This window comes from Bradyrhizobium sp. SEMIA, assembly GCF_014844175.1.
GTDB classification, from domain to species: domain Bacteria; phylum Pseudomonadota; class Alphaproteobacteria; order Rhizobiales; family Xanthobacteraceae; genus Bradyrhizobium; species Bradyrhizobium arachidis.
This window is the reverse complement of record NZ_CP046601.1, coordinates 3,072,501-3,092,268: the sequence shown is the minus strand read 5'-3', so window position 1 is coordinate 3,092,268 and position 19,768 is coordinate 3,072,501. Positions and strand designations below refer to the sequence as shown.

Sequence of the window (19,768 nt, the reverse complement as noted above, 5' to 3'; positions counted from 1 at the left end):
TCTAACCTCTTCCCTTGGTCGGGATCTTGTTGAACGGCACGTCCTTGTCGACCCTGATATCGCCAGGCAGGCCCAGCACCCGCTCGGCGATGATGTTGCGCATGATCTCGTCGGTGCCGCCTTCGACGCGGGTGCCTGGGGCACGCAGCAGCATGGCCTGGAAGCGGCCGGCCAGCTCGGCATCCTCGCCGCTGACCACGCCCGCCGCGCCCTGCAGATCCAGCGCGTAGGTCGCGACGTCCTGGATCATCGAGCCCGCCACCAGCTTGCCGATTGAGTTTTCCGGTCCCGGCCGCTCTCCCTTCGACAGCGCGGAGATCGCGCGCATGCTGGTGTATTTCAGCCCGCTCGCCTTCACCGCCCAGTTCGCGAGCTTCGAGCGCACCGCGCGGTCCTCGATTGCCGGGCCGTCGTCGAGCATCAGGCTGGAGCAATATTCGAACAGCTCCGGGAAGCCAGTCGAGACGGCCGCGCCGATCGCGCTGCGCTCGTTCATCAGCGTGGTCAGCGAGACGTTCCAGCCATCGCCGACCTCGCCAAGGCGCTGGTGGTCGGGGATGCGGACATTGTTGAAATAGACCTCGTTGAAGTCGGACGTGCCGCTTGCCTGCTTGATCGGCCGCACCTCGACACCCGGGCTCTTCATGTCCAGGAAGAACATGGTGAGGCCCTTGTGCTTGGGTACGGTCGGATCGGTGCGGGTGAGCAGTATGCCGTAGTCGGAATAATGCGCGCCCGAGGTCCAGATCTTCTGGCCGTTGATGATCCAGTCGTCGCCGTCCTTTTCGGCGCGCGTGCGCAGGCCGGCCACGTCCGAACCGCCGGCGGGCTCGGAGAACAGCTGGCACCAGATCTTCTCGCCGGAAGCGAGCGGCGGCAGATAGGTGCGCTTATGCTCCTCGCGCGCGAACGCCATCATGGTCGGCCCGCACATGCCGTGGCCGATGATGAACATGCGGGACAGCTGGCCGAACGGCCCTTCTTCCTGCTGCCAGATCACGCGCTCGATCGGCGATGATCCGCGGCCGCCATACTCCTTCGGCCAGTGCAGGCAGGCCCAGCCGGCATCCGCTTTCTTCTTCTGCCAGGCCTTCGCGACCTCGAGAATGTTGGCGTTCTTGAGCACGGTGCGGCCGAGCGAGGATTTGCGCAGCTCGTCCTCGTATTGCCTGGGCGCGTTGGCGCCGATCCAGGCCCGGGCTAAGCTGCGGAATTCGGCTTCCTGCGGGGTGTCGTCGAAGTTCATGGTGCTTTTCTCTCTGTCATTCCGGGGCGCGCGCAGCGCGAACCCGGAATCTCGACGTTATTCATTCACCTCTGGATTCTCAGATGTGCAATTGCACATCGTAGTTCGCCGCCTTGCGACGCCCCGGAATGACGACAACATCACGCCGCGTTCTTCTTCCGCATGCGGTCGATCAGCTGGTCTTCCCAATAGGAGAGGCTGCCCAAGCCCAACGCCATGGCGTTGGCGCGGCGGTAGTACATGTGGCAGTCGAACTCCCAGGTGAAGCCCATGCCGCCGTGAACCTGGATGTTGTTCTTGGCGCAATGCTGGAACGCCTGCGTTGCGCTGATCCGCGCGGCGGCGGCCGCTTCCGGCAGCTCGGCCGCATTGGTCGAAAGCGCCCAGGCGCCGTAATAGCTGTTGGAGCGCGCCAGCGTCGCCGAGACATACATATCGGCCAGCATGTGCTTGACCGCCTGGAACGATCCGATCTGACGGCCGAAGGCGATGCGGTCGAGCGCGTAGTCGCGGCCCATCTCCAGCGCGCGGTCGGAGCCACCGACCTGCTCGAAGGCGCACAGCACCGCGGCGCGGTCGAGCACCTGGGTCAAGATGCTCCAGCCCTCGCCGGCCGCACCGAGCGGCTCGGCCTTGCAGTCTTTGAACGTGAACTCAGCCTGCCCGCGGGTCGGATCGAGATTGGTGAGGTTTTTGACCTCGACGCCGCCGTCCCTAAGGTCGACAAGGAACAGCGAGATGTCGTTCTCGCGCCCGCTCGATCCCGTGCGCGCGGCAACCACCGCGAAGTCGGCGATCGCGCCATCGGCTACCGGCTTCTTGACACCGTTGAGCACGCCATTCGCCGCGGTGAGCTTGACGTTCTTCGGCGCCGGATTGCCCTTGCCCTCGAACAGGGCCAGCGTGCCGATCGCCTCGCCCGAGGCGATTGCGGGCAGCCACTTCTTTTTCTGCGCCTCGCTGCCGGCGATCAGCAGCGCTTCGGCGGCAAGATAGACGGTCGAGGAGAACGGCACCGGCGCATTCGCCCGCCCCATCTCTTCCGCGATCACGCAAAGCTCCAGATGACCGGCGCCCGCGCCACCAAACTCCTCGGGAATCGCGACACCGAGGAAGCCCATCTCGGCGAGGCCCTTCCACAGCTCCTTGTCGTAGGGCGCCTTGCCGTCGAGCACGACACGCACCGCCTTGGGCGAGCATTTTTCCGCGAGGAATTTGCGCGCCTGGTCGCGGAGCTGTTTCTGATCGTCGGAGAAATCGAAGTTCATGGCGGCTACCTCTTATTTTATCGTCATTGAGACCGTCATTCCGGGGCGCCGCGTAGCGGCGAGCCCGGAATCCATTTCGCCGCGTTTATGCGGCCCGATGGATTCCGGGTTCGCGCTGCGCGCGCCCCGGAATGACGAATGGAGAGAGAAGTGCTTCATCGCAGCACGATCACATCCTGATCCGGCGTGTCCGCATAGAGCCGTTCCACCAGCGCGGCACGGCGCTCGAGGCCGGCGCGCTGGTTGATGTAGCCCTTGTCGGTGAGCTCATTGCCGTCGATCGAGGGCGGCTCGACCATCAGCATCGCGCGGCCGATGACGCGGCTGCTGGCGCCTCCGCATTCGGTGTTGTGCGCTTCGAGACCTCGCCTGAAGCAGGCGATCACCTCCGGATGCTTCACCGCGTCCTCGAAGGTCAGCTCGGGATTGCCGACGAGCTGACGGCACGCATGCAGATTGGGCCAGGCGAGCAAGCCAATGGAGCACTGATCCTGTCCAGCGACCAGCGCGTCATGCACGACGGGCGTCGCCGCCGCGATCGCATCGGTGCGAAGCGAGCCGACATGCACGAAGGTGCCGGTGGTGAGCTTGAAGTCCTCGACCACCCGGCCCGCAAAGATGATGCCCTTCACCGGATCGGCTTCGTCGACGAAGACGCCGGCATCGCCAATGCAGTAGAAGCCTTCCTCGTCGAACATCTTCTTCGTGAGATCAGGCTGACCGAAGTAGCCGGGCGTGACGTTGACGCCGCGCAGGCGCAGCTCGTATTTCGACCCGCACGGCACCATCTTCAGTTCGACGCCCGGGAATGGCAGGCCGATCAGGCCGACGCGTTCGGTGTCCCAATAGGTGCCGGTCGAAGTCGGCGCGGTCTCAGTCGAGCCCCAGCCGGTGTAGAATACGATGCGCTCGCCGACGGCCTTCACGGCGAGGGCCTGCATGCGGTTGTTGAGATCGTCGGGCAGCCGCGCGCCGCCATAGGCCATGATCGACAGGTTCTTGAAGAACGAGCGGCACAGCGCATCGTCCTTCTCCATCGCCGCCGCGAGCGCGGCGTAGCCCGCCGGCACGTTGGCGTAATAGGTCGGCGAGATCTCGCGGAGATTCCTGATGGTCTCCTCGAGCTGGCCGGGCATCGGCCGGCCGTCATCGATATAGAGCGTACCGCCGTCAACGAGCACCGGATGGAAAGCGGCATTGCCGCCCATGGTGTGATTCCACGGCATCCAGTCGAGCACGACCGGCAGCGGGCCGCCCGGGATGCGCGGCCGCACCTGCATCATCATCGCCGCATTGGCGCACATCATGCGTTGCGTGTTGATGACGGCCTTGGGCATGCCCGTCGAGCCGGATGTAAACAGCAGCTTGCCGACGGTGTCGGGCGTGATCTTTGCGATCGAGTCCTCGACATCCCCAGTCACCGGCGTTGCCGCGAGCTCAGCGAAGCTGACGCTCTTGACGCCCTCGCAGGGCCGCACGACGTGAACGACGGTGACGCCGGTGAGATCGAGTGCCTTCAGCGCCTTCTCGAAGGTCGGGCCGTCCTGCACCATCACCACGGCCGGCTTGATCAGGTCGAACAGGTACTTCAGCTTGACGTGATCGTGGCTCATCAGGGAGTAGGCCGGCGACACCGGAGCCGCGGGGACGCGCGCCTGCATCGCGGCCTGCGTCATCAGCGCGTGCTCGATCGAATTGCCGGAGAGGATCGCGACCGGGCGTCCGTCGAGCCTGAGATCGAGCAGCGCCTGCGTCAGCGCATCGACGGTGCGCTTGGCCTCGCCGTAGGAAACCTTGCGCCAGTCACGATTGGGATCACCGCGCTGTGCGAGCCAAATACGCTCGGGCGCTTCCTTGGCCCATTTCGCCAGCGAGGCCGGGATGTGCTTCTCGTAGGCCTGCAGCGGAATGCGCGACTTGAGCACCACCGTGCCGTCGGCCCGGCGCTCGACATCGATGTCGCGCGCGAGCCACTCGACCTTGCGAAAGGCGGGCTTTGACATCACCGCCGCCGCGCTTCCACTCATTTTGCGTCTCCCGGAATTATTGTCCTTTGCGGATCTTTGTCGTTCAGCGCTTGATATAGACAGGCTTTCGCTTCTCAAGGAAGGCCCTGATGCCTTCCGAAAATTCCTCGGAGCGGCTGCACAGGACCTGGTTGCGATCCTCCATCGCGATCACAGCTTCCAGCGATCCGGCATCGACGCTCATGTTGAGACATTCCTTCGACAGGCGTAGCCCCACGGGCGAGGCCGTCATCATCGCATCGACATAAGACTCAGCCGCTGCATCGAGCTTGTCCTCGTCAACGACCTCCGAGACGAGCCCGACCGCGAGCGCACGCTCGGCGCCGATGAAGCGTCCCGTGAGGATCAGCTCGGACGCCACCGACACACCGACGAGGCGCGGCAGGAAATAGCTGGTGCCGATGTCGCAGCCGCCAAGGCCGAGCTTGATGAAGGCGCAGTTCATCCGCGCCGACTTCGTCGCGATGCGGATGTCGGAGGCGAGCGCCAGCGCAAAGCCGCCACCGGCTGCGGCCCCCTGCACCAGAGAGATGATCGGCTGCGGACAGCGCCGCATCAGCATGACGATGTCGGCGATGCGGCGCTGCGAGTCCAAGGACTCGGTGACGCCGGGCGGCTCCTGCTGCCCGGCCCGGCGCGCCATCGCATTCTTGAGATCGAGCCCCGCGCAGAAATTCTTGCCGGCGCCCTTGAGCACGACCACGCGCGTGTCGCGATTGCGCTGGAGGCCCTGGAAATAGACGTTGAGCGCATCGATCAGCGCAGGATCGAGCGCGTTCAGGCTCTCTGGACGATTCAGCATCACGCGATCGACGCCGTCGTGATGCTCGATCAGCAGCGGTTGGGACATGGGGCGCTCCTGCATCCGCTCTTTGAGTGGCGGTTATTGCGCCCTCTCCCCTTGTGGGAGAGGGCATGTACGTCGCTGACCACATACTCCCTTGGGTGAGGGGTCTGTCTCCGCGGAGAGAGCCCCTCATCCGGCGCGCTACGCGCGCCACCTTCTCCCACAAGGGGAGAAGGGAAGAGAGCTACCGCGGAGCCATGCGGATGGCGCCATCGAGACGGATGGTCTCGCCGTTCAGCATGGCGTTCTCGACGATGTGCACGGCGAGCGCGCCGTATTCCTTGGCATCGCCGAGGCGCGAGGGATGCGGTACCTGGGCCCCCAGGCTCTTGCGGGCTTCTTCGTTCAGGCCCATCAGCAGCGGCGTGAAGAACAGGCCGGGCGCGATGGTGTTGACGCGGATCTTCTGGCTGGCGAGGTCGCGCGCGGCCGGCAAGGTCAGGCCGACGACGCCGCCCTTCGAGGCCGAATAGGCGATCTGACCGATCTGGCCTTCGTAAGCGGCAACCGAAGCGGTGTTGATGATGACGCCACGCTCCTCACCGACCGGCTCGATGGTGACGAGGCGCTCGGCGAACAGCCGCAGGCAATTGAAGGTGCCGATCAGGTTGACGTTGATGATGCGCGCGAACTTTTCGAGCGGATAAACTCCGTCGCGGCCGACGATACGCTGCGAGCCGCCGATGCCGGCGCAGTTCATCAGCACGCGGGCGACACCATGCGCGGCTTCTGCTTTCGCGATTGCCGCCTTGATCTGCTCCTCGCTGGTGACGTCGGCATGAAGCGCAACGCCCTTCACCTCGGCGGCGACTTTCTCGGCGTTCTCCTTGTTCTGGTCGATCACACCGATCTTGGCGCCCTTGGCCGCCATGGCGCGGGCGGTCGCCTCGCCGAGACCCGAACCACCGCCGGTGATGAGAACGGCTACGTTTTTCAACTCCATCGTATTCTTACCTTTCCTTGGGCGTTTCTTCTCTAGACTTGCAAGTCTTCTGATTGACGAGTGATGGCCGATCATCCGGCCGCGGCAGCATCCATTGCTTGCGCGAGGATGCCGCCGCAGATCAGCGTTTCCATGTGCTTGATGTATTGCCGGCAGACGTCATCGGTGACCGGACCGACGCCGGTCGCGCGAGACATCGCGTGCCGGCCGAAGAACAGATGATCGCAGGCGCCGATCAGGCTGGTGTAGAACAGCACCGGATCGGTGACGCGGAATTCGCCGCTCTTCTCGCCTTCGGCGAGCAAGCGACGATGGAAGTCCAAGAGCGGCGCGACGAAGAATTTCGAGACCTCGTCCGCGGAGCCGGCAACGCTTTCGTGCAGCAGGTAATGGATCAGCCGGTTCATGTAGGGGAACCGGTAATAGGCGCGGATGATGCCGGCGATATGCAGCTTCAGCTTTGCCGTCGGCGTGATCGGCTGCGCGAGGAGATATTCGAGGTTGGACAGCTCGGTCGCGGCGTTACGCTCGAGTAGCGCCAGCAAGAGGCCGTCCTTGTTGCCGAAATGATATTTGACCAGCGCTGCGTTGGCGCCCGACTTCTGGGCGATGTCGGAGAGCGAGATCTCGATCGATGAGCGTTCGATCATCAGCTCGCTGGCGGCCACGAGCAATTTCTCTGCCGTGGAATTTTTTCCGCTCGGGAGCCTATTCGGTACGCTGGTAGTCACGGAGATCCCTGTTCTCGGCGCTTGAAGCGGCCGCAGATAAGCCGATGCAGCGCCTCATCACAAGAGTTAATTGATCGATTGACTAAACGATATCCCGCCCCTTAAATCCGCCCCCGACAACCAAACCCATCCAAGAAGAATCCAGGGAGAGACCGACATGGCCGAGGCTTACATCGTCGCCGCCGCGCGTACCGCGGGCGGGCGCAAGGGGGGCCGCCTCGCCGGCTGGCATCCGGCCGATCTCGCCGCCAAGGTGCTGGACGAGCTGGTCGATCGCACCAAGGTCGATCCCGCGCTGGTCGAGGACGTGATCATGGGCTGCGTCATGCAGGTCGGCGAGCAGTCCAACAACGTTGCGCGCAACGCGATCATGGCGTCGAAGCTGCCGGAGAGCGTGCCGGGAACTTCGATCGACCGTCAGTGCGGCTCCTCGCAGCAGGCGCTGCACTTTGCGGCCCAGGCCGTGATGTCCGGAACGATGGACGTGGTGATTGCGGCCGGCGTGGAATCGATGACGCGCGTGCCCATGGGCCTGTCCTCGCAGCTCGCCGCCAAGAACGGTTTTGGCCATTACAAGAGCCCGGGCATCGAGGCGAAGTATCCGAACATCGTGTTCAGCCAGTTCACCGGCGCCGAGATGATGGCCGAGAAGTACGGCCTGTCGAAGGATGATCTCGACGAATACTCTTTCAACAGCCATCAGCGCGCGATCGCAGCGACGCAAGCCGGCCACTTCAAGAAGGAGATCGTGCCGCTCGAGATCACTCGCGCCGACGGCAGCAAGGATACCCATCATATCGACGAAGGCATCCGCTTCGATGCCACGCTCGAAGGCATCAAGGGCGTCAAGCTGATCGCCGAGAACGGCAAGCTCACCGCGGCCAGCGCCAGCCAGATCTGCGACGGCGCCTCCGGCGTCATGGTCGTCAACGAGCGCGGCCTCAAGCAGCTCGGCGTGAAGCCGCTGGCGCGCATCCACCACATGACCATGACCGGCGGCGACCCCGTCATCATGCTCGACGCTCCCCTGCACGCCACCAAGAAGGCGCTGGAAAAGGCCGGCATGAAGGTCGACGACATCGACCTGTTTGAGGTCAACGAGGCCTTCGCTTCGGTGCCGACCGGCTGGCTCAAGACCACCGCCGCCGATCCGGCTCGCCTCAACGTCAACGGCGGCGCCATCGCGCTCGGCCACCCGCTCGGCGGCTCCGGCACCAAGCTGATGACGACGCTGGTCCACGCCCTGCACCAGCGCGGCAAGCGCTACGGCCTGCAGACCATGTGCGAAGGCGGCGGCATGGCCAACGTGACGATCGTGGAGCGGCTGTAAGAAAAACAAAAGCGAGTAGTGAGTGGCGAGTAGCGAATGGTGAGTAGGCGAAGAGCGGTTTGCCCTTCTTCCCTATTCGCCACTCGCTACTCGCCATTCGCGTTTTGAGGAAACGCCATGACCCACCCCTCCGTCTACGCCCGTGCCACGCCCGACAAGATCGCCTACCGGATGGCCGGGACGGGCAAGGCGATCACCTATCGCGAGCTCGACGAGCTCTCGAACCAGGGCGCGCAGTTGTTCCGCTCGCTCGGCCTCAAGGCCGGCGACCACATCGCACTGCTGATGGAAAACCGGTTGGCGTTCATGGAGATCTGCTGGGCGGCGCAGCGGAGCGGGCTCTATTACACCGCGATCAGCCGTTACCTGAAGCAGGACGAGATCGACTACATCATCGGGGATTGCGGCGCCAAGGTCGTGATCACCACGCCGAAATGTGCCGACCAGATCAGGGATCTGGTCAAGGGCGCTCCGGGCGAGCCGATCTTCTTCATGGTGGATGAGCCGCTGCCCGGCTTCCGCTCCTACGACAAGGAAGCGGCCGCGCAGCCGACCACGCCGATCGCGGACGAAGTCGCCGGCTACGACATGCTGTATTCGTCGGGCACCACCGGCCGCCCGAAGGGCATCAAGAAGGCCTTCGAGGGCAATGCGATCGACGTACCCAACGCGTTCCTGCGGGTGCTCTGCGCCGACATGTGCGGCATGAACGCGGAGAGCACTTATCTGTCGCCGGCGCCGCTCTATCACGCGGCTCCCCTGCGCTTCAACATGATGGCGATCGTGCTTGGCGGCACCTCCATCATCATGGAGCATTTCGATGCCGAAGAATTCTTGAAGCTGGTCGAGAAGTATGAGGTCACGCAATCCCAGCTGGTGCCGACGATGTTCGTGCGCATGCTGAAGCTGCCGGACGAGGTTCGCACCAAATACAATGTCTCGACGCTGAAGGGCGCGATCCACGCCGCGGCCCCCTGCCCGGTCGACGTGAAAGCAAAGATGATCGAATGGTGGGGCCCGATCCTGATCGAGTACTACGCGGGCTCGGAAGGCAATGGCGTCACCGTCTGCAACTCGCAGCAATGGCTGGAGCATCGCGGCAGCGTCGGCCGCGCCGTGGTCGGCAAGATCAAGATTCTGGACGAGAACGACGAGGAGCAGCCGGTTGGCGAGATCGGCACGGTCTATTTCGCCGACGCGCCGGCGTTCACATATCACAACGATCCCGAGAAGACGAAGAAGGCCTACAACGCCAAGGGATGGTCGACGCTCGGCGACGTCGGCTATCTCGACAAGGACGGTTTTCTGTTCCTCACCGACCGCAAGTCCTACATGATCATCTCGGGCGGCGTGAACATCTACCCGCAGGAGACCGAGGACGTGCTCATCACCCACTCGGAGGTGGCCGACGTCGCCGTGTTCGGCGTGCCGAACGAGGAGATGGGCGAAGAGGTCAAGGCAGTGGTGCAGCCGCACGACATGAAGCGCGCCGGCAAGGCGCTTGAGGCCGACCTGATCGCCTACTGCAAGAGCCGCCTCTCCGCCATCAAGTGCCCGCGCTCGATCGACTTCGAGGCCGAGCTGCCGCGCACGCCCACGGGCAAGCTGGTGAAGCGGCACCTGCGCGACAGGTATTGGCCGAAGATGGCGGCGAAGATTTAGGGCGGGATCTCGTAGGGGGGCAAAGGCGCAAAGCGTCGCGCCCACGACCCGTCTATGTTGAGACGGTTTGGTGGGCACGCTTCGCTTTGCCCACCCTACGGCGCCGGCGCAAGCCCACTCAATCGAACAGGCTCGGCGTGTGGTTCACCAGCGCGCCTTCGATCTCGAGCATCTTCAGCTTGGTCACCACGCCGCCATTCGCCGAGAAGCCGCCGGGCTTGTTGCCGGCCGCCAGCACACGATGGCAGGGCACGACGATCGGGCAAGGGTTGCGGCCGAGCGCCTGACCGACATCGCGAGACAGCTGCACGCCGCCGAGCTGCTTGGCGATGTCGCCATAGGTGATGGTCTTGCCGGGCGGGATGGCGCGGGCGATCTCGTAGACGCCGCGGCTGAACTCGGGCACGCCATCGAGATCGAGCGGGATGTCGGTGAGATCGTCGGGCTCGCCCGCGAGCAACTTGACGATGCGGTCGATCGCCCGCTGCACCTCGGCGGTCGGCTCGGCTTCGCTGGCATCAGGATGGCGCTGGCTGATGCGGGTGCGGATCTTCTGCTCGCCGCCCATCGGCAATTGTGTGCCGTTGATGCCGCGCGGGCCCCAGGCGATGGCGCAGAGGCCTATCTTCGTATCGAACAGGGCAAAATGCTGGTCGGTCATGGCTTGGTTCCTGAGCTTGCGTCCTTCTCGCATGCCCCCACTGTGATCTGTCCTCAAATCTAGGCTTGGAAATAGTTGCGATCCACCCGGTTTCCGGGAATCTTGCACAGGAGTTCCGCCCTCTTCTCACGAGCCCCCAGAATGCAAAGCCTCCACGTCAACGGATACGACATGCCCTATCTGGACGTGGGCGAGGACAGGGGCCGCGCGCCGCTGGTCTGCGTTCATGGATCGCTCAATGACTTCCGCGTCTGGGGCTGCGTGCTCGGGCCGCTGACGCAGCGACACCGGGTGATCGCTGTCAGCCTGAGGCACTTCTTCCCCGATCGTTGGGACGGTGTCGGCGAGACCTATTCGATCGCCCAGCATGTCCAAGACGTCATCGCCTTCATCGAAAAGCTCGACCTCGGCCCGGTCGATTTGATGGGCCATTCCCGCGGCGGGCACATCTGCTTCCGCGTGGCGCAGCAGCGGCCGGACCTGCTCCGACGATTGATCCTGGCCGAGCCCGGCGGCGAGCTCGATGCCAGCCTCGACCCTGACTATGTCGGCGGGCCCTCGCCTTTGCTGGCGCGCTTCACGGCCTCTGCCGAAAAGATCGCAGCGGGAGATGTCGACGGCGGGCTCGCCGTCTTCGTGGATACGCTGGAAGGCGCCGGCACCTGGCCGCGGCTGCCAGCCATGGTGAAGCAAAACCTGCGCGACAATGCCTACACCCTGATCGGCCAGGTCCGCGACAATCGCCCGCCCTTCTCGAAGGCGGATGCGGAGTCCATCAAAATGCCGACGCTGTTCATCCTGGGCGCGCGGACCAAGGGCCTGCTGCCAAAAGTGCTGCATGCGCTAGCCGCGCACGCGCCCTATTCCAAGACGGCGATCATCCCGAACGCGACGCATCCGATGTTCGAGCAGGCGCCGCAGAAATACTCCGAAGTGGTCCTGGACTTTCTGGCGAGCTGATCATGCAGACATTTCACGTCAACGGCTACGACATGGCCTATCTCGAAGTCGGCGAGGGCCATCCGCTGGTCTGCGTGCACGGCACGCTCGGTGACTTTCGCACCTGGTATTCGGTGCTCGGGCCGCTGTCGAAGAATCATCGCGTGATCTCGGTCAGCCTGCGGCATTTCTTTCCGGAGCATTGGGACGCCATCGGCGACGACTACAAGATGGCGCAGCATGTCGCCGACACAATCGCGTTCATCGAGCAGGTCAAGCCCGGACCGGTCGACCTGATGGGCCATTCGCGCGGCGGCCACATCGCGTTTCGTGTCGCGCAGGCGCGGCCGGATCTGCTGCGAAAGCTGGTGCTGGCCGAGCCGGGCGGCGATCTCGATGCCAGCCTGCCGGTGCCGGAAGGCACGCCGGCGCATCCGCCGCTCGCCGCAAAGACGGTGCGCTCGGTCGAGATGATCCGCGCCGGCGACATCGAGGGCGCGCTGCAGAATTTCTACGAAGGCATCGAGGGCGACGGCTCCTGGCGGCGCGTGCCGGCGGCCGCCAAACAGCAGCTGCGCGACAACACGCTGACCTTCCTCGGCCAGATCAACGAGCAGCGCCGGCCCTACACGCTCAGCGATGCGCAGGTGATCAGGACGCCGACGCTGCTGATCGGCGGCGGTGCGACCACGGGGAGCCTGTCCGTGATGTGGCGGGTGCTGGCCGAGCATATTGCAGGCGCCAAGACGGCGATCATTCCCAATGCCGGCCACTGGATGTTCGAGCAGGCGCCGCTGGAGTTCGGCGAGGTGGTGAGCAGGTTTCTGGCGGAGTAACTCTCTTCCCTTCCTTGTGGGAGAAGGTGGCGCGAAGCGCCGGATGAGGGCTCTCTGTCCGCATATGAGTTTGCAGAGCGAGACCCCTCACCCGCCGAGCTTCGCTCGGCACCCTCTCCCACAAGGGGAGAGGGTAAGAAGGTGCCTCACGCCACCTTCCACACTCCGACCGGCATCTTGATCGTCGCGTTCAGCCGGTTCCAGACGTTGATGACCGCGATCGAGAGGATCAGCGTAGCCAGCTCGCGCTCGTCAAAATGCTTGGCGGCCTCGTTCCAGATTGCATCCGGCACCGGGTCCTCGCGATCGGCAAGGCGGGTGACGGCTTCGGTCAGCGCCAGCGCGGCGCGCTCGGCCTCGCTGAAATAAGGCGCATCGCGCCAGGCGGACACGGCAAACAGGCGCTCGTCGGTCTCGCCCAGCTTGCGGGCCATCTTGGGATGCATGTCGACGCAGACGCTGCAGCCATTGATCTGGCTGGCGCGCAGGTGCACCAGTTCCAGGAGCTTTTCCGACAGGCCCTGCTTGGTCAAATTGCCGAGGGACTGCAAGACATTCATGGCTTCGGGCAGGACCATGACGGGGTGATTCATGCGGGCGTGCATCATATCGAGTCTCCGTTTCACGAATTTCGAAGGTTCCGGTCACATCGGCCGGATTGGCTTCGTCATGGGCATGACGGATCGCGATGAGGGAATGTGACCGATGAGCCAAGAAAACTTCGAAGACAATTTTCTGGTGCGGCAGTTCGAGGCCAACAGGGACCATCTGCGTGCCGTCGCCTACCGCATGCTGGGATCGCGCGGCGAGGTCGACGACGCCGTGCAGGAGGCCTGGCTGCGTGTCAGCCGCTACGACACATCTGACATCGCGAACCTCCGGGGCTGGCTCACCACCGTGGTCGCGCGCATCTGCCTCGACATGCTGCGCGCACGCAAGTCGCGCAAGGAAGATCCGATGGGCCCGCATGTGCCGGAGCCGGTCGACGAGACGCGGGAGCGCGAGGCGGAGATGGCCGATTCCGTCGGCGCGGCACTGCTGGTCGTGCTGGAGACATTGCAGCCACCGGAGCGGCTCGCCTTCGTGCTGCACGACATGTTCGCAGTCCCGTTCGAGGAGATCGCGCCGATCGTCGGGCGCTCGGTCGATGCCTCGCGGCAACTGGCAAGCCGCGCGCGGCGGCGCGTGCAGGGCGCGCCGGTGCCCGAGGCGGACTTGTCGCATCAGCGCAGGATCGTCGATGCATTTCTCAAGGCTTCGCGCGAGGGCAATTTCGAGGGGCTGCTCGCCGTGCTCGATCCCGACGTCGTCTTCAGCGCCGACGACGCCGCGGTGCGGCTCGGCACGCTGCCCGAGATCCGCGGCGCGGATGCGGTCGCGCAGATCTACAAGGGCCGCGCCCAGGCGGCACGGTCCGCGCTGGTCGATGGCGAGATGGGCGTGGCCGTCATCCTCGACGGCCAGCTGCGCATCGCACTACGCGTCACGTTCAGCGGCGACCGTATTGCGGGGATCGAAGCTCTGGCCGATGCGGAGCGGATTGCGGCGCTCGAGGTGGAGGTGCTGGAGCCCTAGAGCAGCGTGGCATCCGGACGGTGTGGATGCTACGTTTCCGTCCGATCGCGCGATTGCAGACGCCCAAGACGCGAAAGGATGCTCTCATGACAGCCCGCTCCGTCTCCATGCTGGCCGTGCTCGGCCTCGTCGCCGCCAGCAGCACCGCGCTCGCGGCTGCCGACGAGAAGCTGAAGGCCGCCGCCGAGCAGGAGAAGGCGCCGCTGATCGAGACCCTGCGCGAAATGGTGATGACCGAGAGCGGCAGCGGCGATGCCGAAGGCCTGAAGAAGATGGCCGACTTCACCGAGGCCCGTCTCAAGGCGCTGGGCGCCAGCACCGAGCGGCGCAAGACCACCGCGGGCACCCGCGCCGACATGGTGATCGCGACGTTCAAGGGATCAGGCACGCGGAAGCTGATGCTGATCGCGCATATGGACACGGTCTATCAGCGCGGCATCCTCGCAAGCGAGCCGTACCATGTCGACGGCAACCGCATCTACGGTCCCGGCATCGCCGACGACAAGGGCGGCATCGCCGTGGTGCTGCATGCGCTCAAGATGCTGAAGGACGCCGGCTGGAAGGACTACGCGACGCTCACGGTGTCGTTCAATCCGGATGAAGAAGTCGACTCGATCGGGTCGGGCGAGATCATCGCCGAGCTCGCCGACCAGCATGACGTCGTGCTGTCCTGCGAGCCAACGGCGGCGTCGCCTCCGGCGAAGAACGACGCGCTGCTGCTGGGTGCGAGCGGCACAGCGACGGCGAAAATGGAAGTGAAGGGCCGCGCCTCGCATGCGGGTGCCGCGCCCGATCTCGGGCGCAACGCGCTGATCGAGCTCGCGCATCAACTGCTGCAGGCAAAGGACGTCGCCAAGTCGATCCCGGGCACGCAGCTGAACTGGACCACGGCGCAGGCGGGCACCGTGCGCAACCAGATCCCGGAGAAGGCCGAGGCCGGCGCCGACATCCGCCTCACCATTCCCGACGGCGTCGCCAAATTGCAGGCGGCGCTTGACGAGAAGCTGAAGACCAAGCTCGTGCCCGACACCGAGACGACGGTGACGATCATTGCGGGGCGCCCGCCCTTCGTCGCGAGCGAGCGCGGCCGTGCGCTGGCTCAGGAGGGACAGGCGATCTATGCCGAGATCGACCGCAAGCTCGACATCGCCGAGATGACCGGCGGCGGCACGGATGCCGGCTATGCCAGCCGCAGCGGCAAGGCGGTCGTGGTCGAGAGCTTTGGCCTTGCCGGCTTCGGCTATCACGCCCGCGACGAGTTCATCGACACCAACTCGATCGTGCCGCGGCTTTACCTGATGAGCCGGATGCTCATCGAACAGGGCAAGAAGTAGTAGCGGCCGGGCCTCGCCGGGGCCCGCATTCGAAAACAACCCCATGCACAGTAGAGCGCGCCTAGCGATATCAATGATTTAACTAGGTCGAAGACGGCGACCTGAGCGGGCCTCGCGGCCACCTTGACGCGCTCCCCCTCCCGCTATACCTTCGAATACGGAATTCCGTATTCCCTTTTGCTTCGGAGCTTCCGGCGTGATCCCTCTCGATCCGCTCCCGAACCTGATCGACCAGGTCTATGCCCGGATCCTGGAGGCGATCTCCGACCGCACGCTGCAGCCCGGCCAGCGCATCCGGCAGAACGAGCTTGCCGACAAGCTCGGCGTCTCGCGCCAGCCGGTGTCGCATGCGCTGCATCTGTTGCACCGGCAGGGGCTCGTTGCCGAGAGCGGCAAGCGCGGCTTTGAAGTCACCCAGCTCGATCCTTCCCGCATCCGCCAGCTCTATGAGGTGCGCGGCGCCATCGATGCGCTGGCCGCACGGCTGGCGGCGCGACGCGGCGGGACGCGCACGGCTGGACGCAGCGCTCGCCGCCGGACGGAACATCGACCGCAACACCTCGCTCGCCGACCTCATCTCGCTCGATGTCGATTTTCACCGCGCGATCTATCAGCTCGCCGGCAATCCCGTGATCGAGGAAACCATCGCGCCGCAATGGCCGCATATGCGCCGTTCGATGGCGACGGTGCTGTCGGAGCTCGACTATCGCGGCAGTGCCTGGGCCGAGCATGCCAATATCGCAAAACACATTCTCGCAGGCGAGGCGAAGGCTGCCGAGCGTGCGGCGCTGGCGCATGCGCAGACGGCGGGACGGATGACTGAGGAGAGATTAAGGGCGACGGACGAGGCGGCGGCGTAAGCGGCTGTCATTCCGGGGCGACGCGTAGCGTCGAGCCCGGAATCCATCGGGCCTCATAGACGGCGAATAAATGGATTCCGGGTTCGCGCTTCGCGCGCCCCGGAATGACAAAAACAAAACAGGAGGACGACCCATGAAACTGTCTCAGGAGCAATTGGAGTTCTTCCACCGCGAGGGCTGGCTGTTCCTGCCCGAGCTGTTCAGCCAGGAGGAGGTCGATCTGCTCGTGCGCGAGGCGGTCGGCATCTATGACGCCAACCGGCCGGAGGTCTGGCGGGAGAAGAGCGGCGCGCCGCGCACGGCCTTTGCCGCGCATCTCTACAACGAGGCGTTCAGAACCCTCGGCGCGCATCCGCGCATGATCGAGCCGGTCGAGCAGGTGTTCGGCGAGCCTGTCTACATGCACCAGTTCAAGATCAACGCGAAATCCGCTTTCACCGGCGATGTCTGGCAATGGCACCAGGATTACGGCACCTGGAAGCGCGACGACGGCATGCCGGAGCCGCGGGCGATGAACATCGCGATCTTCCTCGACGAGGTGATGCCGATCAACGGCCCCCTGATGCTTGTGCCGCGCAGCCAGAACGCCGGCGATCTCGAAGCCTCGCACGACCTTGCCACCACGTCCTATCCGCTGTGGACGCTGGACGAGGACACCGTGACGCGCCTCGTCAAGCAGGGCGGCATCGTCGCCCCCACCGGCAAGCCCGGCGGCATGCTGATGTTCCACGGCAATCTCGTGCATGGCTCGAGCGGCAACATCACGCCCTACCCGCGCAAGATCGTGTACCTGACACTGAACGCGGTCTCGAACTACATCCGCACACCGACGCGGCCGGAGTACATCGCGCATCGCGACTTTGCGCCGATCAAGACGGTGGAGGATGATGCGCTAGTGCGGCTCGCGCGGGCACCGCGGCAGGCGGCGGAGTAAGACGCGGTCGCGCAACATCTCCGGTCGTCATGCCCGGGCTTGACCCGGGCATCCACGTCTCGACACGATCACTTGCAGCAAGACGTGGATGGCCGGGTCAAGCCCGGCCATGACGAGCTGATAGAGCCGCGCGTTCACGAATTTCTGTATCACCGGAAAACATCCCTATGAACCTCTTCCGTCTCCTCCAGGCCCGCGCGTCGGCCGGCAAGCCCGTCCGTGTCGCGCTGATCGGTGCCGGCAAGTTCGGCTCGATGTTCCTCGCCCAGGTGCCGCACACGCCGGGGCTGGAAGTGCCCATCATCGTCGACATCGACTGCGAGCGCGCTCGCGAGTCGTGCCGCACCGTCGGCTGGGACGCCGAGCGCATCGCCAGGACCGTATTCACCGATGACGGCGCCCGCGCCATCGCCGGCGGCGCCATGGATGTGGTGGTGGAGGCGACCGGCAATCCCGCGGTCGGTATCAAGCATGCGCGCGCGGCGATCGCGGCGGGCAAGCATATCGTGATGGTCAACGTCGAGGCCGACGTGCTGGCCGGCCCGCTGCTCGCCGAGGAAGCACGGAAGGCCGGCGTGGTCTATTCGCTCGCCTATGGCGACCAGCCGGCGCTGACGGCGGAGATGGTGGACTGGGCCCGCGCCACCGGCTTCCGCGTCGTCGCCGCCGGCAAGGGCACAAAATATCTGCCGGCCTACCACGATGTGACGCCCGACGGCGTCTGGCAGCATTACGGCCTGACCGCCGGCGAGGCGCAGTCGGCCGGCATGAACCCGCAGATGTTCAACTCCTTCCTCGACGGCACCAAATCGGCGATCGAGATGGCCGCGATTGCGAATGCTTGCGGGCTCGACGTGCCCGCAGGCGGCTTGCTGTTTCCGCCCTGCGGCGTCGACGATTTGCCGCATGTCATGCGGCCCAGCGACAAGGGTGGCGTGCTGGAGCGCTCCGGCGTGGTGGAGGTGGTGTCGTCGCTCGAGCGCGACGCCGGCCGGTGTTTCGCGATCTGCGCTGGGGCGTCTACGTCGTGCTGGAGGCGCCGAACGACTACGCCGCCGACTGCTTCAAGCAATACGGCCTGAAGACCGATGCCAGTGGGCGCTTCGCTGCGATGTACAAGCCCTATCATCTGATCGGGCTCGAGCTGAACATCTCGATCCTGTCGGCCGCGCTGCGCGGCGAGCCGACCGGGCAGCCCTACGGTTTCCGCGGCGACGTCGCGGCGGTCGCCAAGCGCCCCTTGCGCGCCGGCGAGATGCTGGACGGCGAAGGCGGCTACACGGTGTGGGGCAAGCTGGTGCCGGCGGCCGCGAGCCTGAAGACCGGCGCGCTGCCGATCGGCCTCGCCCATCGCCTGAAGCTGAGGCACGACGTCGCGCATGGCGCGATGGTGCGCTGGAGCGACGTCGAGTTCGACGCGAGCAACGAGACCGTGAAGGTTCGAAAGGCGATGGAAGCCGCGTTCGCAGCGCAACATTGAACGTCGATGCCGAAAACACGACCAAAGTGCGCTTGCTTTGCGTATCCCCTTTGGTCATCCTGACCAGGATCCGGAAAACCAAGATTTCGGACAGAACGTCGGTTGCCCGGCGAAGACAAAGCGGCACCAAGATCGCAATCCCTCGTCGAGGACTCGACATCACAGAGAGGGGAAGCGCATGGAACGTCGTAAATTCCTCACGGCAGGCGGATTGGGCCTTGCCGCGAGTGCCGTTGCCTCACCAGCAGTTGCCCAATCGATGCCGGAAGTCAGATGGCGGCTCGCCGCGAGCTGGCCCAAGGCACTCGATACGCTCTATGGCGGCTGCGAATATTTCTGCAAGCGCGTCGCCGAGGTCACCGACAACAAATTCCAGATCCAGCCGTTCGCGTCCGGCGAGATCGTCCCGGGCCTGCAGGTGCTGGATGCCGTGTCCAACGGCACCGTCGAGATGGGCAACACGGCGCTCTATTACTACTGGGGCAAGAATCCGGCCTTCACCTTCGGCACATCACTGCCGTTCGGACTGAACACGCGGGCGCATATTTCCTGGCTGCTGTTCGGCGGCGGACAGGAGCTGCTCAACGACCTCCTGAAGGAATACAACACGATCGGCATTCCGACCGGCTCGACCGGCGCCCAGATGGGCGGCTGGTTCCGGAAGGAGATCAAGTCGATGGAGGACTTCAAGGGATTGAAATTCCGCGTCGGCGGCTTCGCCGGCACGATCATCGCCAAGGTCGGCGGCGTGCCGCAGCAGATCGCGGGCGGCGACATCTATCCGGCGCTGGAGAAGGGCACGATCGACGCGGCCGAATGGGTCGGCCCCTATGACGACGAGAAGCTCGGCTTCGTGAAGGTGGCGAAGTTCTATTATTATCCGGGCTGGTGGGAAGGCACCGGCCAGGGCCACAACATCATGAACATCGACAAGTGGAACGCGCTGCCGAAGCACTATCAGGCTGCGATCGAGGTCGCCTCACGCGATACCTTCACATGGGTCACCGGCAAATACGACTACGTCAATCCGCCGGCGCTGAAGCGCCTGCTGGTGGCCGGCGCGATCCTGAAGCCGTTCCCGCAGGAGGTGCTGGA

The 19,768-nt window shown here is 64.7% G+C and carries 16 protein-coding genes and 2 pseudogenes (1 of these 18 running past the window's edge); 10 read left to right on the top strand and 8 right to left on the bottom strand.

The features are described from left to right. Nucleotide 1: 1 nt before the first annotated feature. The 6 genes from FOM02_RS15160 to FOM02_RS15135 form a co-directional block, all read right to left on the bottom strand. Nucleotides 2–1,246, bottom strand: a complete 1,245-nt coding sequence (locus FOM02_RS15160; protein WP_027562859.1) for an acyl-CoA dehydrogenase — start codon at nucleotides 1,244–1,246, stop codon at nucleotides 2–4. Nucleotides 1,247–1,386: 140 nt separating this feature from the next. Then, on the bottom strand, nucleotides 1,387–2,514 hold the full coding sequence (locus tag FOM02_RS15155; RefSeq protein ID WP_027562858.1) for an acyl-CoA dehydrogenase family protein: 1,128 nt from the start codon (nucleotides 2,512–2,514) through the stop codon (nucleotides 1,387–1,389). Nucleotides 2,515–2,669: 155 nt separating this feature from the next. Next, nucleotides 2,670–4,541, bottom strand: a complete 1,872-nt coding sequence (locus tag FOM02_RS15150; protein ID WP_027562857.1) for an AMP-binding protein — start codon at nucleotides 4,539–4,541, stop codon at nucleotides 2,670–2,672. A 43-nt stretch (nucleotides 4,542–4,584) separates the two neighbouring features. Next, a complete protein-coding gene (locus FOM02_RS15145) occupies nucleotides 4,585–5,391 on the bottom strand; it encodes an enoyl-CoA hydratase/isomerase family protein (protein WP_027562856.1) in 807 nt (268 codons plus the stop codon). Between the two features lie 181 nt (nucleotides 5,392–5,572). Beyond that, nucleotides 5,573–6,331, bottom strand: a complete 759-nt coding sequence (locus FOM02_RS15140; RefSeq protein WP_027562855.1) for an SDR family NAD(P)-dependent oxidoreductase — start codon at nucleotides 6,329–6,331, stop codon at nucleotides 5,573–5,575. Between the two features lie 71 nt (nucleotides 6,332–6,402). After that, nucleotides 6,403–7,005, bottom strand: a complete 603-nt coding sequence (locus tag FOM02_RS15135) for a TetR family transcriptional regulator (protein ID WP_027562854.1) — start codon at nucleotides 7,003–7,005, stop codon at nucleotides 6,403–6,405. Nucleotides 7,006–7,219: 214 nt separating this feature from the next. On the opposite strand from FOM02_RS15135, the gene FOM02_RS15130 reads away from it, so the two are divergent. Together FOM02_RS15130 and FOM02_RS15125 are read left to right on the top strand one after the other, a co-directional pair. Next, nucleotides 7,220–8,392, top strand: coding sequence for an acetyl-CoA C-acetyltransferase (locus FOM02_RS15130; RefSeq protein ID WP_027562853.1), 1,173 nt, complete (start codon nucleotides 7,220–7,222; stop codon nucleotides 8,390–8,392). Nucleotides 8,393–8,509: 117 nt separating this feature from the next. Continuing rightward, nucleotides 8,510–10,054, top strand: a complete 1,545-nt coding sequence (locus tag FOM02_RS15125; RefSeq protein WP_027562852.1) for an acyl-CoA synthetase — start codon at nucleotides 8,510–8,512, stop codon at nucleotides 10,052–10,054. 118 nt (nucleotides 10,055–10,172) lie between these two features. Here the strand turns inward: FOM02_RS15125 and FOM02_RS15120 are convergent, their stop codons facing one another. Then, a complete protein-coding gene (locus FOM02_RS15120; protein WP_027562851.1) occupies nucleotides 10,173–10,715 on the bottom strand; it encodes a methylated-DNA--[protein]-cysteine S-methyltransferase in 543 nt (180 codons plus the stop codon). A 141-nt stretch (nucleotides 10,716–10,856) separates the two neighbouring features. Here FOM02_RS15120 and FOM02_RS15115 point away from each other — a divergent pair, with 141 nt between their 5' ends. Continuing rightward, entirely contained in the window at nucleotides 10,857–11,675 is an 819-nt protein-coding gene (locus FOM02_RS15115; RefSeq protein WP_027562850.1) for an alpha/beta fold hydrolase, read from the top strand. 2 nt (nucleotides 11,676–11,677) lie between these two features. Next, on the top strand, nucleotides 11,678–12,490 hold the full coding sequence (locus FOM02_RS15110; protein WP_027562849.1) for an alpha/beta fold hydrolase: 813 nt from the start codon (nucleotides 11,678–11,680) through the stop codon (nucleotides 12,488–12,490). A gap of 146 nt (nucleotides 12,491–12,636) precedes the next feature. On the opposite strand, the gene FOM02_RS15105 is transcribed toward FOM02_RS15110, so the two are convergent. After that, on the bottom strand, nucleotides 12,637–13,095 hold the full coding sequence (locus FOM02_RS15105; protein ID WP_035732041.1) for a carboxymuconolactone decarboxylase family protein: 459 nt from the start codon (nucleotides 13,093–13,095) through the stop codon (nucleotides 12,637–12,639). Between the two features lie 100 nt (nucleotides 13,096–13,195). On the opposite strand from FOM02_RS15105, the gene FOM02_RS15100 reads away from it, so the two are divergent. The 6 genes and pseudogenes from FOM02_RS15100 to FOM02_RS15070 all read left to right on the top strand — a co-directional run. Beyond that, nucleotides 13,196–14,065, top strand: coding sequence for a sigma-70 family RNA polymerase sigma factor (locus FOM02_RS15100; RefSeq protein ID WP_027562847.1), 870 nt, complete (start codon nucleotides 13,196–13,198; stop codon nucleotides 14,063–14,065). Nucleotides 14,066–14,151: 86 nt separating this feature from the next. Beyond that, a complete protein-coding gene (locus FOM02_RS15095) occupies nucleotides 14,152–15,399 on the top strand; it encodes a M20/M25/M40 family metallo-hydrolase (protein WP_027562846.1) in 1,248 nt (415 codons plus the stop codon). Nucleotides 15,400–15,595: 196 nt separating this feature from the next. Then, nucleotides 15,596–16,259, top strand: a pseudogene (locus FOM02_RS46825) (GntR family transcriptional regulator). A gap of 133 nt (nucleotides 16,260–16,392) precedes the next feature. Further along, nucleotides 16,393–17,193, top strand: a complete 801-nt coding sequence (locus FOM02_RS15080) for a phytanoyl-CoA dioxygenase family protein (protein WP_027562844.1) — start codon at nucleotides 16,393–16,395, stop codon at nucleotides 17,191–17,193. A 167-nt stretch (nucleotides 17,194–17,360) separates the two neighbouring features. Then, nucleotides 17,361–18,673, top strand: a pseudogene (locus tag FOM02_RS15075) (NAD(P)H-dependent oxidoreductase). 178 nt (nucleotides 18,674–18,851) lie between these two features. Then, nucleotides 18,852–19,768 carry the 5' portion of a TRAP transporter substrate-binding protein gene (locus FOM02_RS15070; protein WP_027562842.1) on the top strand. It continues 172 nt past the right edge of the window, so only the first 917 of its 1,089 coding nucleotides appear in the window; it begins with the start codon at nucleotides 18,852–18,854; its stop codon lies beyond the right edge, outside the window.

Bases quoted from the DNA above. Each gene is read 5' to 3' on its own strand.
- FOM02_RS15120 (WP_027562851.1), bottom strand. From the start codon at position 10,715: ATGACCGACCAGCATTTTGCCCTGTTCGATACGAAGATAGGCCTCTGC.
- FOM02_RS15150 (WP_027562857.1), bottom strand. From the start codon at position 4,541: ATGAGTGGAAGCGCGGCGGCGGTGATGTCAAAGCCCGCCTTTCGCAAG.
- FOM02_RS15145 (WP_027562856.1), bottom strand. From the start codon at position 5,391: ATGTCCCAACCGCTGCTGATCGAGCATCACGACGGCGTCGATCGCGTG.
- FOM02_RS15115 (WP_027562850.1), top strand. From the start codon at position 10,857: ATGCAAAGCCTCCACGTCAACGGATACGACATGCCCTATCTGGACGTG.
- FOM02_RS15155 (WP_027562858.1), bottom strand. From the start codon at position 2,514: ATGAACTTCGATTTCTCCGACGATCAGAAACAGCTCCGCGACCAGGCG.
- FOM02_RS15080 (WP_027562844.1), top strand. From the start codon at position 16,393: ATGAAACTGTCTCAGGAGCAATTGGAGTTCTTCCACCGCGAGGGCTGG.
- FOM02_RS15140 (WP_027562855.1), bottom strand. From the start codon at position 6,331: ATGGAGTTGAAAAACGTAGCCGTTCTCATCACCGGCGGTGGTTCGGGT.
- FOM02_RS15125 (WP_027562852.1), top strand. From the start codon at position 8,510: ATGACCCACCCCTCCGTCTACGCCCGTGCCACGCCCGACAAGATCGCC.
- FOM02_RS15100 (WP_027562847.1), top strand. From the start codon at position 13,196: ATGAGCCAAGAAAACTTCGAAGACAATTTTCTGGTGCGGCAGTTCGAG.
- FOM02_RS15095 (WP_027562846.1), top strand. From the start codon at position 14,152: ATGACAGCCCGCTCCGTCTCCATGCTGGCCGTGCTCGGCCTCGTCGCC.
- FOM02_RS15110 (WP_027562849.1), top strand. From the start codon at position 11,678: ATGCAGACATTTCACGTCAACGGCTACGACATGGCCTATCTCGAAGTC.
- FOM02_RS15105 (WP_035732041.1), bottom strand. From the start codon at position 13,095: ATGCACGCCCGCATGAATCACCCCGTCATGGTCCTGCCCGAAGCCATG.
- FOM02_RS15130 (WP_027562853.1), top strand. From the start codon at position 7,220: ATGGCCGAGGCTTACATCGTCGCCGCCGCGCGTACCGCGGGCGGGCGC.
- FOM02_RS15160 (WP_027562859.1), bottom strand. From the start codon at position 1,246: ATGAACTTCGACGACACCCCGCAGGAAGCCGAATTCCGCAGCTTAGCC.